Source organism: Luteimonas sp. TWI662 (genome assembly GCF_039673825.1).
Lineage (GTDB): Bacteria > Pseudomonadota > Gammaproteobacteria > Xanthomonadales > Xanthomonadaceae > Luteimonas.
The window spans coordinates 33,862-46,145 of the sequence record NZ_JBDJMI010000010.1; the positions used below are offsets into that span (position 1 = coordinate 33,862).

The window sequence follows — 12,284 nt, forward strand, 5'->3', positions numbered from 1 at the left end:
CGATGCGGGTCGCGGGTCGGGGCGGCGATGTCCGGCGGCATGGCGGTCTCCTGTCCGCGGCGGCAGGCTGCGCTGATGCGGCCCGCTCGTCGTCACTGCGTGTTTAGCAAAATAGGCAGTCGTCCTGTGCCTGGCGATAGTGCTGCGGCGTGCGGTGAAGGTCCTGTGAGTCGTCGCAAGCGGCGTCGCGCGGCCGGCGCACGGACTGCGTTCGGCCCCGGCCGCGCGGCAAGACGCAGGCGATCTGCGATAATGACCCGATGAGCATTCAGACCAAGACGCCCGACGAGATCGAGAAGATGCGCGTGGCCGGCCGCCTGGCCGCCGAAGTCCTGCAGGTCGTCGCCCCGCACGTCAAACCCGGGGTGACCACCGACGAACTGGACCGCATCTGTTACGAGCACATCGTCAATGTGCAGGGCGCGGTCCCGGCCAACGTCGGCTACAAGGGCTATCCCAAGACCACCTGCATCTCGGCCAACAACGTCATCTGTCACGGGATCCCGAGCGATGCGAAGGTGCTCAAGGATGGCGACATCATCAATATCGACGTGACGGTCATCAAGGACGGCTGGCACGGCGACACCAGCCGCATGTACGTCGTCGGCACGCCGTCGGTGATGGCCAAGCGGCTGGTCGAGGTGACCCGCGAGGCGATGTGGCGCGGCATCCGCGCAGTGCGGCCGGGCGCCACGCTCGGCGATGTCGGCCACGCGATCCAGAAGTACGCCGAAAGCGAGCGTTTCAGCGTGGTGCGCGAGTATTGCGGACACGGCATCGGCAAGGTCTATCACGATGAGCCGCAGGTGCTGCACTACGGCACGCCGGGCACCGGTGTCGTGCTCAAGGAAGGCATGACCTTCACGATCGAGCCGATGATCAACGAGGGCACGCGCTTCACCAAGGTGCTGCCCGACGGTTGGACGGTGGTCACCAAGGACCGCAAGCTCTCGGCGCAATGGGAGCACACGGTCGCCGTCACCGCCGACGGTGTCGACGTGTTGACCCGGATTCCGGGCGACGACAACGACGCGTTCCTCTGACGTGGGCGAGCGCACCGCCGCCACCGCACCTGCCGCCGACGACGGCGACGCGGCTTGGGTGGCGGAGGCGCGCGACGCGCTCGCCGCGCACGACGCGCGGCTGATCCAGGGCTTCGACGCCGGCCAGCACATCGATCGGCTGCTGGCCGCGCGCGCCAACGCCGTCGACGGTTGGGTCCGCAAGGCTTGGGCGCGCTGCATTCCGGGCGAGGCGGTGTTGGCGCTGTTCGCGGTCGGGGGGTACGGCCGCGGCGAACTGTTCCCGCATTCGGACATCGACCTGCTGATCGTCGGCGAGCCGCAGGTGCAGGCCGCGCATGCGCAGGCGCTGAGCCGGATGCTGGCGCTGCTGTGGGACCTGGGGCTGCCGGTCGGCCATGCGGTGCGCAGCTTCGAGGAGTGCACCGAGGCGGCCGCCGACGCGACCGTACTGACCGCGCTGCTGGAGGCGCGCCCGCTGCTGGCCAACATCGGCGAGGTGCGCGCGCTGATCGACGCGATCGCCGATCCCAAGGTCTGGCCGGCGGCCGCGTTCTTTCATGCCAAGCGGCGAGAGCTCGAAGTCCGCCACGCGCGCTTTGGCGACACCGCCGACAACCTCGAGCCCAACATCAAGGACGGTCCGGGCGGCCTGCGCGATGTGCACAACCTGCGTTGGATGGCGCGGCGCGTGCTCGGCATCTACGGCCTGGAAGAGCTGATCGCCCTCGGCCAGCTCGGGGTCGACGAGCACGCCACGCTCGAACGCGAGCGGCGCACGCTCTCCAGGCTGCGTTTCGGGCTGCACCTGGTCGCCGGCAAGGCCGAGGAACGGCTGCGCTTCGATTACCAAAAGGCGTTGGCCGCGCGACTGCACCATGTCGAGCAGGCCGACAACCCGCTGGTCGAGAAGATGATGCAGGAGTTCTACCGCAGCGCCTCGGTGGTGCAGCGGATCAGCGAACGCCTGCTGCAGCGATTCGAGGAGCAAATTGAGGGCGAAGGCGCGCTGCGGCCGCTCGATGCCGAGTTCGGCGTGCAGCGCGGCTATCTGGTGGCGCGCGACGATGTCTGGCCGGGCGGCGACATCGCGCGGGTGTTCGACCTGTTCGCGATCTGGGCCGACCGCCAGGAACTGCGCGGCCTGCACTCGCAGACCGCGCGCGCGCTGGCCGAATCGCTGCACGCGCTGCCGTCCTGGCGCAGTGCCTCGCCGGCGCTGCGCGAGCAGTTCATGGCGCTGTTGCGTGGGCCCACACCGGTGCGCACGCTCGAGCGGATGGCCAGGCTCGGCGTGCTCGGCGTGTGGATCCCCGAGTTCGCCAACGTCACCGGGCGGATGCAGTTCGACCTGTTCCATGCCTACACCGTCGACCAGCACACGCTGGCGGTGCTGCGCAACATCGCCAGCTTCGCGTCCGAGGCGCCGGACGAGCGCTTTTCCACCGCGCACGAAGTGTGGCCGCAATTGCGCAAGCCCGAATTGCTGCTGCTGGCCGGGCTGTTCCACGACATCGGCAAGGGGCGTGGCGGCGACCATTCGGAACTGGGCGCGGTCGATGCCCGCGCGTTCTGCGAGGGCCACGGCCTGGGCGAGACCGACACCGCGCTGGTGGAGTGGCTGGTGCGGCGTCACCTGTTGATGTCCACCAGTGCGCAGAAGCTTGATATCTCCGACCCGGCGGTGATCCACAAGTTCGCCGCCGAGGTCGCCGACCGCGAACGGCTGGATTACCTGTACCTGCTGACCTGCGCGGACATCGCCGGCACGTCGCCCAAGCTGTGGAATGCCTGGAAGGACCGGCTGCTGACCGACCTGCGCATTGCCACGCGGCTGGCGTTGCGCCGGGGGCTCGAGCACCCGGTGGCGGCGATCGAGCGCATCGCCGAGGCGCGTGACCGCGCCCGCGGCCTGCTGTCGGCCCACGGCATCGACGATGCTCAGGCTGACGCCTTGTTCGCGCGGATCCCGCAGGAGAGCTTCCTGCGCGGACGCGCCGATCAGGTGGTGTGGCAGGCGCTGGCGCTGCGCGACAGTGCGCAGGGCGGACTGGTGGTGCGGGTGCGGCGGCTCGCGGCCGGGGCGCAGGCGCTGGAGGTCTTCGTGCACTCGCCTGACCGCGACGGTCTGTTCTCGGCGATCGTGATCACGCTCGACCGCCTGGGCCTGGCGATCCAGCAGGCGCGCGCGCTCGACGGCCCGGGCGGCACGATCTTCGACGTCTTCCAGGTGCTGCCGATGGACACGCGCCATCCGCTGGAACTGGCCACGATCGAGCGCAAGCTCGCCACCGTGCTCGGCGGCGCGCTCGACCTGCGCCCGGCGCGCCGGGCCCAGCCGCGCCACCTGCGGCATTTCCGCGTGCCGCCGCGGATCGAGTTCAACCCCGGCGCCGACGGCCGGCACACGGTCTTCAGCCTGGTGTGCACCGATCGGCCGGGGCTGCTGGCCGATGTCGCCCACGTGCTGCGCCAGCAGGACGTGCGCGTGCACGACGCACGCGTGGCGACGTTCGGCGAACGCGTCGAGGACGTGTTCCGGCTCGTCGGCGGCGATGGCCAGCCGCTCGACGAGGCAGCGCAGGCGCGGCTGCGGGCCGCGTTGCTCGCTTCGATCGACGGCGACATGGCACGATAGCGCCCCGTTTTTCCCCACGAAGACCTGCCATGACCCAAGCGCTGCAGACGTTGATCGAGGACGCGTTCGCGCGTCGCGCCGAACTCACCGCCCAAGAGATCGGGGATGAGGTCAAACCGGCGGTCGAGCAGGCGATGGCCGGCCTGGAATCGGGCGAGCTGCGCGTCGCCGAACCGGATGGCAACGGCGGCTGGCAGGTCAACGAGTGGCTCAAGAAGGCGGTGCTGCTGTACTTCCGCAGCAACGACATGGCCGTCGTCGACGCCCAGCCGGCGCCGTTCTGGGACAAGGTCGAGGCGCGCTTTGCCGGCTACGACGAGGCCCGGTTCAAGGCCGCCGGCGTGCGCGTGGTGCCCGGCGCCGCAGTGCGCCGCGGCACCTACTTCGGCCGCGACGTGGTGTTGATGCCGAGCTTCGTCAACATCGGCGCCTACGTGGGCGAGGGCACGATGGTCGACACCTGGGCCACGGTGGGCTCGTGCGCGCAGATCGGCAAGCACGTGCATCTGTCGGGCGGCGCCGGCATCGGCGGCGTGCTGGAGCCGCTGCAGGCCAGTCCGACGATCATCGAGGATCACTGCTTCATCGGCGCGCGCTCGGAAGTCGTCGAGGGCGTCGTGGTCGGCCACCACAGCGTCATCGGCATGGGCGTGTTCCTTGGTCAGTCGACGCGCATCTACGATCGCGCGACCGGCGAGATCTCCTACGGTTACGTGCCGCCGGGCAGCGTCGTGGTCTCGGGCCAGTTGCCGGCCAAGGACGGCTCGCATTCGCTGTATTGCGCGGTCATCGTCAAGCAGGTCGACGAGAAGACCCGCAGCAAGACCTCGGTCAACGACCTGCTGCGCGGCCTGGCCGACTGACAGTGACCGCGGAGGCGGATCTCGCGGAGGCCGCAGCCTACCGCCATCCTCGCGCCACCGTATTGGGGCGGATGCTGCCGTCACTGCTGCATGCGCCCCGCTGGACGCGGGCGCGTCGTGCGCTGTTCCGGCGCTGGCGCATGCCCGCGCTGGTCAGCGACGTGCGCGATGTGGTCTATGTCAGCTGGTGGGTGGACGTGCGTCATGCGCCCCCCGCACCTGCGGGCTATCACTATGTCGTCCATGCCGGCTGTACCCCTTACACCATCCTCAGCTATCGCCATGGGCATCTGGGGCCACAGCGAGCGGGGCCTGTGCGTGCGCTGATGCCATCGCCTCATCAGAGCAACTGGCGCTGGTACCTGCGCCGCGATGATCGCCCCGACGGCACGCCCGTGGTGCTGTTCGACCGCAATGTGATGGACCAGTTGCTGTTCGTCGTCGGCGCGCGCGCATGCAGCGATGCCATGCAGCCGCATCTGTCCGCCCACTTTGCGCATGCACTGCGGGCCAACGGCAGCGGGCATACCCGTATCGATGGCGGGCAGGGCAGTGCGCCGGCGCTGGGGCTGCAGTGGCGGGCGAGCGAGGATTGGCATGACAAGGCGTGGACTGCGGCGTTCGGCGATCGGCAGGCGCTGCTGCGTTGGTTGACGTGCCAGGATCAAGCCATCGCCCGCACCGTCGATCGGCGCTGGGCATGCACGCGCATCGACCTGCCGGTGGACCTGGCTGCGCTGCGGCCGCTGCGGCTGGACGGGCCACTGCATTGTCCGCGTCTGGAGTCGATGGGAGTGAAGCTCGACGAAGGCTTGGCCTTCAGCCTGCCGAAAGTCCCGTTCCGGGTCGTGTCCGAACGTCTGTTGTGACATTCTGCGCGTCTGTTTTCGCTTAGCGGATGGCTATGCATACCGTTTTCGGCCTGAAGAACTGCGACACCTGCAAGAAGGCGCGCAAATGGCTCGATCGCTTCGGCATCGCACACACCTTCGTCGACTACCGCGACGACAAGCCGACGCCCGAGACGCTGGTCGCATGGGCCGGGCAACTGGGTGGTTTCGAGGCGATGGTCAACAAGGCCTCGACCACGTGGCGGCAGTTGCCCGACAACCGCAAGGGCGCGGCCAGCGACGCGGAATGGAAGCTGCTGCTGCGCGAGTACCCGCAGTTGATTCGGCGTCCGGTCGTGGTCACCGACGACGGCACGGTCACTCAGGGCTTCAGCGACAACGGCTTCAAGAAGCGCTTCGGCATCGACTAACAAGCGCCGGCGCAACGTCTCCCGGCAGGCGCGTGATGCCATCGTGCCGGGTCACGCGCCTGGGGCGCGCCTGCGCGCCGCCGACACCAGTCCCAAGAGAGCTGCCATGTCCGACGTCCTCGATCTCACCTGCGACCTGATCGCGCGCCGCTCGGTCACACCCGATGACGCCGGCTGTCAGGCGCTGCTCGCCGGGCGCCTCGCCCAGGCAGGTTTCGCGATCGAGTCGCTGCGCTTTGGCGAGGTCGACAATCTCTGGGCCACGCACGGGAGCGGCGGCCCGGTCCTGGCGCTGCTTGGCCATACCGACGTGGTGCCGAGCGGGCCGGCCGAGGCCTGGCATTGCGATCCGTTCGTGCCCGATGTGCGCGACGGCATGCTGTACGGACGCGGGGCGGCCGACATGAAGGGCAGCGTCGCCGCCTTCGTGATCGCCGCCGAGCGCTTCGTCGTCGCGCACCCCGACCATCCCGGCACCTTGGCGTTGCTGCTGACCTCCGACGAGGAAGGCGCTGCGATCGACGGTGTGCGCCGAGTCGCCCGCACGTTCGCCGAGCGCGGCACGCGCATCGACTGGTGCATCACCGGCGAGCCCTCGTCGACGCAGCGTCTGGGCGACCTGCTGCGCGTGGGCCGGCGCGGCAGTCTGTCCGCAACGCTGACCGTGCACGGGGTGCAGGGCCACGTGGCCTATCCGGACAAGGCGCGCAACCCGATCCACCTGCTGGCGCCGGCGCTGGCCGAACTCGTCGGCCGGCACTGGGACGATGGCTTCGACTCCTTTCCGCCGACCAGCCTGCAGGTCAGCAACATCGCCGCCGGGACAGGCGCGACGAACGTCATTCCCGGCAGCGCGACGGTGCAGTTCAACCTGCGCTACAACCCGCACTGGGACGCGCTTGGCCTGGAAGCCGAAACTGCCGCGCTGCTGGACCGTCATGGGCTGGAGTACACGCTCGACTGGCACCGCAGCGGCGAGCCGTTCCACACGCCGGAGGGGCCGCTGCGCGCGGCTGCGCGCGAGGTACTGACGGCCTTCGCCGGCACGGCCCCCGAGGAAAGCACGGGCGGCGGCACCTCCGATGCCCGGTTCATCGCGCCGCTGGGCGCGCAGTGCATCGAGATCGGTCCGGTCAACGCCAGCATCCATCAGGTCGACGAGCACGTCCGCGTCGCCGATCTCCAGGCGCTGCCGTCGCTGTACGAGGCGTTGGTGGCGCGGCTATTGCTGCCTGCCGCGCCGGACTGAGCGTCCGCACGGCAGGCTCGCCGCGGCGGGGCTCGCTACAATGCCCGGCTTCCCGCCGCAGGCCCGTTCCGATGCCTTACACCCCGATCGTCGCTACGCTCGGTTACGTGCTGTCCCCCGATCGCCGGCGGGTGCTGATGATCCACCGCAATGCGCGGCCCGGCGACCAGCACCTGGGCAAGTACAACGGCCTGGGTGGCAAGATCGAGCGCGACGAGGACGTGGTTGCCGGCATGCGCCGGGAAATCCGCGAAGAGGCGGGCATCGAGTGCGACAGCTTGCGCCTGCGCGGCACCATCAGCTGGCCGGGCTTCGGTCGCAACGGCGAGGACTGGCTGGGCTTCGTGTTCGTGGTCGACGCCTGGCATGGCGCGCCGCTGACGTCCAACCCGGAAGGCACGCTGGAATGGGTCGAGGCCGATCGCGTGCTCGACCTGCCGCTGTGGGAAGGCGACCGCCAGTTCCTGCCGCTGGTGTTCGACGACGATCCGCGCGCCTTCCACGGCGTGATGCCGTATCTGAACGGTTGCATGCAGTCCTGGTCGTACTCGCGGGTGTAGGCCGTCTTTCCCGCCGTTTTCGGGGGGCGCGGGACGCCTGAACGGGACGCATTGACCGGCGCTGCGTGTGCGCATGTCCCAGACAGACGCCGGTGTATGCTCCGCGGCCTTCGTGCCCTGCGATCGCCGTGGGGCGCACGCGCGAGGTGGGCATGGCAGGGTCGATGCGACGTTGGCTGCAGACGCTCAGCGCGTGGTCGATCGCGCACGCCGAGGCGCTGCGCCGCATCGGGCTCATCGCCGGTGTGCTGGCGATCGGCACCCTGCTCGCGGTCGCCGTCCATGGCTTCTGGCACGAGCTGCGCTACGACGAGATCGTCGCTGCGATCGAGGCCACGCCGGGCCTGCGGATCGCGCTGGCGATCCTGGCCACCGCGATCAGCTTCGCTGCGCTGGTCGGCTACGACGCGAGTGCGCTGCGCTATGTCGGCGCGCGCGTGCCGGTGCGGACGGTCGCCAAGACCGCGTTCGTCGCCTACGCGCTGAGCAACACGATCGGCCTGGGCGTGTTCACCGGCGGCGCGGTGCGCATGCGCCTCTATGGGGCTGCGGGCGTCGAGCCGGGCGAGGTGTCGCGCGCGATCGTCTTCAACGCATCGGCGTTCGGGCTCGGGGCCTGCGCCGTCGGCGGCGCCGGGCTGTGGTGGGATGCCGCGGCGCTCGCGCCAATGCTCCACTTGCCGGCCGGAGTCGTGGCTTGGCTGGGTGCGCTGGCGGTGGCCGCGGTGCTGGCGCTGCTCGTGGTATGCCAGATCCGCGGACGCGTGGGTCGTCTCCGCCTGCCGACGCCCGGCCTGGCCTGGACCCAGCTCGCGCTGTCGGTGGTCGACATCACAGCGGCCGCCGCGGTGCTGTGGTTGCTGTTGCCCGAAGGCGGGGTCGGCTTCGCGACGTTCCTCGGGTTCTATGCCGCGGCGGTGGTGGTGGGGGTGATCAGCCATGTGCCCGGCGGGCTGGGCGTGTTCGAGGCGGTGATGCTGGTCGCGCTCGCCGATCGCGTGCCGGCGGGCACGCTGGCCGGAGCGCTGGTGCTCTACCGCCTGGTCTACTACGTGCTGCCGCTGCTGATCGCGCTGGGCGTACTGGTGCTGCACGAGACCGGGCGCCTGGCGTCGCCGGCCCGCCGGTTCCTGGCCGGGCTGGCGCCGCGCGTGCTGGCGGGCGCGACCCTGGTGGCGGCGGTGATGTTGCTGGTCTCCGGGGTGACCCCGGCCACCGGCCGCGCGCTGCGGATGCTCGCGCTGGTCCCGCTGCCGCTGGTGGAGGCGGCGCATTTCCTCAGTTCGGTCATCGGTGTGTTGCTGTTGTTCGTCGCACGCGCGCTGCTGCGTCGGCTCGATGCTGCCTGGTGGGCGGCCGTCGTGCTGGTGACGCTGGCGCTGGCGTTCGCGCTGCCCAAGGGCGTGGCCGTGACCGAAGCGACGGTGCTGGCGGCGCTGTTGCTGGCGCTGCTCGCCTCCAGGCGCCAGTTCACGCGCCGCGCGTCGTTGCTGGCAGTCCCGTTCACCGGTGGCTGGCTGCTGGCGATGGCGGTGATCTGTGTCGCGTTGGTCGGCCTGCTGTTCTTCGCCTACCGCGATGTCGCCTACGCCCACCAGTTGTGGTGGCAGTTCGCGTTGTCGGGCGAGGCGCCGCGCTCGTTGCGGGCCTTGGTGGCGATGGCAGTGGTCGCCCTGGCGCTCGCGCTCCGGCAACTGGTGCGTCCGGCCGTGCCGCCGCCGCCGTTGCCCGATGCTGCGCAACTGGCGCAGGCCCAGGCGATCGTGCGCGCGCACGACAGCGCCGACGCGGGGCTGGTGCTTACCGGTGACAAGCATCTGCTGTTCTCGGCATCAGGCGATGCCTTCCTGATGTACGGACGCCAGGGGCGGTCGTGGATCGCACTGTTCGATCCGGTCGGCCCGTACGCGGCCTGGCCGGACCTGGTCTGGACGTTCCTGGAGCGCGCGCGCGATGCGGGCGCGCGCGGGTGCTTCTATCAGGTCGGTCCGCAGGCGTTGCCGCTGTACCTCGATGCCGGCCTGCGACTGTTCAAGCTCGGCGAGTATGCGAGCGTGCCGCTGCCTGGATTCTCGCTGCAGGGCAGGCGGCGGGGCAGCCTGCGCACCGCGGTCAACCGGGCCGAGCGTGCCGGCCTGCGGTTCGAGATCGTCGACACGCCGGCCGTGCCGGCGTTGTTGCCGGCCTTGCGGCCGGTGTCCGAGGCTTGGCTCGCCCAGCATCGGACGGCCGAAAAGCGGTTCTCGATCGGCGCCTTCGACCCTGCATACCTGGCCTGCAATCCAGTCGCGGTGGTGCGTGACGAGACGCGGATCATCGCGTTCGCCAGCCTGCTCGTCGCTGGCAACCCGGCGGGCGAAGCGTCGGAGGCGAGCATCGACCTGATGCGGCACCTGCCCGATGCGCCGCCCGGCACGATGGATTTCCTGTTTGCGCGCCTGCTGCAGCAGTTAGCCGCAGACGGCTACCAGCGCTTCGGGCTGGGCATGGCGCCGTTGTCGGGCATGGCGACCCATGCGCTGGCGCCACAGTGGCACCGCATGGGGCGGCTGCTGTTCGCGCGCGGCGAGCAGTTCTACAACTTCCGCGGGCTGCGCGCGTTCAAGGACAAGTTCGACCCGCAGTGGAGTGCGCGCTATCTCGCCTCGCCCGGCGGTATCGCGCCGCTGTTGGTGCTGGCCGATGCCGCGGCATTGATTGCGGGCGGTTACCGAGGAGTCCTGTCGAAATGAAGCATGTCGTGAGGTGGGGCGTGGTGGCGGTCTTGCTGCTGGCCGGGCCGGCGGGTGCGCAGGAACGGCTGCGGCACGGATTCTTCGAGGAGGTCGTACTGACACGGCCGGCCGGGCAGGCGACGCATACCGTGTTGTTGCTCGACCAGGGCGAGGGTCGCGCTATCGCGCAGGCGCTGGCGGCCGACGGTGCCCTGGTCGCCGAGATCGACGTGCCACGGCTGCAGGCGGCGCTGGCGCGCGACGGCGGGGCCTGCGCGTTCCCGGATGGCGATCTGGAGAATCTCTCGCACTGGCTGCAGGGCTATGCGCGATTGCCGGACTACCGGCCGCCGGTGCTGGTGGGGCAGGGCGCGGGGGCGGCGATCGTCTACGCGATGGCCGCGCAGGCCCAGCCGGGCGTGTTCGCCGGTGCGGTCACGCGCGGCGCATTGCCGCCGCTGGCGTTGGGCAAACCACCGTGTCGCGGCGCGGGCACGCTGTTTGCCGCCCGTACGCCTCAGCCCGACACGGTGGCGCTGCAGCCGGTGCGCGCACTCGCCATGCCCTGGCTGGCACTGGGAAGCGCAGCCGAGCTTTCCGAACTCCAGCGCTTCGCGCGCGGCATCGATGGCGCGGCGGTGCGCGCGCACGGCGATGCGCCAGCGCCGTTGCGTGCCGCAGTCCAGCGCCTGGCGCGCCTGTCGGCCCGCGCGCAGCCGGCCGCGCCGCCTGCGGATGTGCGCGATCTGCCCTTGGTCGAGGTGCCCGCGCACGGGCCGGCGCAGCCAATGTTTGCGATCCTGCTCAGCGGCGACGGCGGCTGGGCCGGCCTCGACACCGAGGTTGCCGATGCGCTGGCGGCGCGCGGCATCGCCGTCGTTGGCTTCGATTCGCTGCGCTACTTCTGGTCGGCGCGCACGCCCGATGGTCTGGCGCGCGACATCGATCGCGTCATCCGGCGCTACGCCGCGCGCTGGGGACGGACGCGCGTGTTGCTAATCGGCTACTCGCAGGGTGCCGACGTGCTGCCCTTCGCGGTCAACCGGCTGCCGGCGGCGACCCGCGCGACGGTCGCGCACACGGTGTTGATCGGGCTGGGCCGGCGTGCCTCGTTCGAGTTCCATGTCGGCAACTGGCTGTCGGCGGAGGATCCCGATGCGCTGGAGATCGCGCCAGAAGTGCGACGCCTGTCGGCCGACCACGTGCTGTGCATCGAGGGCGAGGGCGACCATGACGCCACGTGTGCGGCCTTGCCGCCCGGCCATGTCACGGTCCGGACCTTGCCCGGCGGCCACCATTTCGACGGCGACTACGCGCGTCTGGCCGGCACGATCCTGGGCAGCGTCGGCGGGGCGGAAGCGCCGCGCTGAGCGTCAGCGCGGGCTGGTGTGCAGGACGCCGATGAAGGCGTCCACCAGATCGGGGTCGAGCCTGCGGGCGGCATCGGCCCGGAGCCGCGCCAGCGTCTGGTCGACGCCCAGGGCGGGGCGGTAGGGGCGGTCGCTGGTCATCGCGTCGTAGCTGTCGACGACTGCCAGCATGCGCGCCTCGAGCGGGATCGCTTCACCGATCAGCCCATCGGGATAGCCGCTGCCGTCGACCGCCTCGTGGTGGTGGCGGATGATCCGCGCGACCTCGTGGGCGTCCTGGCGACCGGTCGCGACGAACACCCGCGCGCCGCGTGCCGAATGGGTGCGCATGATCGCCAGTCGCTCCGGGTCCAGCCGATGCGGGTGCAGCAGCACGTCGTCGGGAATGCCGATCTTGCCAATGTCATGGAACCGCGCGGCCAGCACCAGCGCATGCCGGCGCGCGTGCGACAGACCGAGGCGGCGGGCCAGGGCGCTGGTCAGTCGCCCGACGCGGTCGCAGTGGCCATGGGTGTAGGTGTCGCGCTCGTGCAATGCCACCGTCAGCACATGCAGCGAGGCGACGAGGTCGTCGGGCGCGCGGTCGACATGCATGGCGGTGGAGGGC

General features: G+C 70.4%; 10 protein-coding genes. 9 read left to right on the forward strand and 1 reads right to left on the reverse strand.

Features of this window, described 5'->3' with window-relative positions; translation table 11 throughout:
• Positions 1-260: 260 nt before the first annotated feature.
• The 9 genes from map to ABE488_RS08895 all read left to right on the forward strand — a co-directional run bounded on the left by map (position 261) and on the right by ABE488_RS08895 (position 11,677).
• Entirely contained in the window at positions 261-1,043 is a 783-nt protein-coding gene (gene map, locus ABE488_RS08855; RefSeq protein WP_346447911.1) for a type I methionyl aminopeptidase, read from the forward strand.
• 1 nt (position 1,044) lies between these two features.
• Positions 1,045-3,660 carry a [protein-PII] uridylyltransferase gene (gene glnD, locus ABE488_RS08860; RefSeq protein WP_346447912.1) on the forward strand — a complete coding sequence of 872 codons (2,616 nt, stop codon included), beginning with the start codon at positions 1,045-1,047 and terminating at the stop codon, positions 3,658-3,660.
• Between the two features lie 29 nt (positions 3,661-3,689).
• Positions 3,690-4,523: a 2,3,4,5-tetrahydropyridine-2,6-dicarboxylate N-succinyltransferase gene (gene dapD, locus ABE488_RS08865; RefSeq protein WP_346442205.1), complete on the forward strand. Its 834-nt coding sequence runs from the start codon at positions 3,690-3,692 to the stop codon at positions 4,521-4,523.
• A gap of 2 nt (positions 4,524-4,525) precedes the next feature.
• Complete coding sequence (locus tag ABE488_RS08870; RefSeq protein WP_346442204.1) at positions 4,526-5,392, forward strand: hypothetical protein; 867 nt, start codon at positions 4,526-4,528, stop codon at positions 5,390-5,392.
• 35 nt (positions 5,393-5,427) lie between these two features.
• On the forward strand, positions 5,428-5,784 hold the full coding sequence (locus tag ABE488_RS08875; protein ID WP_346442203.1) for an arsenate reductase: 357 nt from the start codon (positions 5,428-5,430) through the stop codon (positions 5,782-5,784).
• 106 nt (positions 5,785-5,890) lie between these two features.
• Complete coding sequence (gene dapE, locus ABE488_RS08880) at positions 5,891-7,033, forward strand: succinyl-diaminopimelate desuccinylase (RefSeq protein ID WP_346447913.1); 1,143 nt, start codon at positions 5,891-5,893, stop codon at positions 7,031-7,033.
• Positions 7,034-7,104: 71 nt separating this feature from the next.
• The gene (locus ABE488_RS08885; protein ID WP_346442201.1) at positions 7,105-7,593 is read left to right on the forward strand and encodes an 8-oxo-dGTP diphosphatase; all 489 of its coding nucleotides are present in this window, start codon (positions 7,105-7,107) and stop codon (positions 7,591-7,593) included.
• Positions 7,594-7,757: 164 nt separating this feature from the next.
• Positions 7,758-10,325, forward strand: coding sequence for a bifunctional lysylphosphatidylglycerol flippase/synthetase MprF (gene mprF, locus ABE488_RS08890; protein ID WP_346447914.1), 2,568 nt, complete (start codon positions 7,758-7,760; stop codon positions 10,323-10,325).
• The gene (locus ABE488_RS08895) at positions 10,322-11,677 is read left to right on the forward strand and encodes an AcvB/VirJ family lysyl-phosphatidylglycerol hydrolase (RefSeq protein ID WP_346442199.1); all 1,356 of its coding nucleotides are present in this window, start codon (positions 10,322-10,324) and stop codon (positions 11,675-11,677) included. Before mprF ends, ABE488_RS08895 begins: the two co-directional genes overlap by 4 nt.
• 3 nt (positions 11,678-11,680) lie before the next feature.
• On the opposite strand, the gene ABE488_RS08900 is transcribed toward ABE488_RS08895, so the two are convergent.
• Complete coding sequence (locus ABE488_RS08900) at positions 11,681-12,271, reverse strand: HD domain-containing phosphohydrolase (protein WP_346442198.1); 591 nt, start codon at positions 12,269-12,271, stop codon at positions 11,681-11,683.
• Between the last annotated feature and the right edge of the window lie 13 nt (positions 12,272-12,284).

Coding starts and splice junctions, on each gene's coding strand:
- map (WP_346447911.1), top strand. CDS start 261: ATGAGCATTCAGACCAAGACGCCCGACGAGATCGAGAAGATGCGCGTG.
- ABE488_RS08900 (WP_346442198.1), bottom strand. CDS start 12,271: ATGCATGTCGACCGCGCGCCCGACGACCTCGTCGCCTCGCTGCATGTG.
- dapD (WP_346442205.1), top strand. CDS start 3,690: ATGACCCAAGCGCTGCAGACGTTGATCGAGGACGCGTTCGCGCGTCGC.
- ABE488_RS08895 (WP_346442199.1), top strand. CDS start 10,322: ATGAAGCATGTCGTGAGGTGGGGCGTGGTGGCGGTCTTGCTGCTGGCC.
- ABE488_RS08875 (WP_346442203.1), top strand. CDS start 5,428: ATGCATACCGTTTTCGGCCTGAAGAACTGCGACACCTGCAAGAAGGCG.
- dapE (WP_346447913.1), top strand. CDS start 5,891: ATGTCCGACGTCCTCGATCTCACCTGCGACCTGATCGCGCGCCGCTCG.
- ABE488_RS08885 (WP_346442201.1), top strand. CDS start 7,105: ATGCCTTACACCCCGATCGTCGCTACGCTCGGTTACGTGCTGTCCCCC.
- mprF (WP_346447914.1), top strand. CDS start 7,758: ATGCGACGTTGGCTGCAGACGCTCAGCGCGTGGTCGATCGCGCACGCC.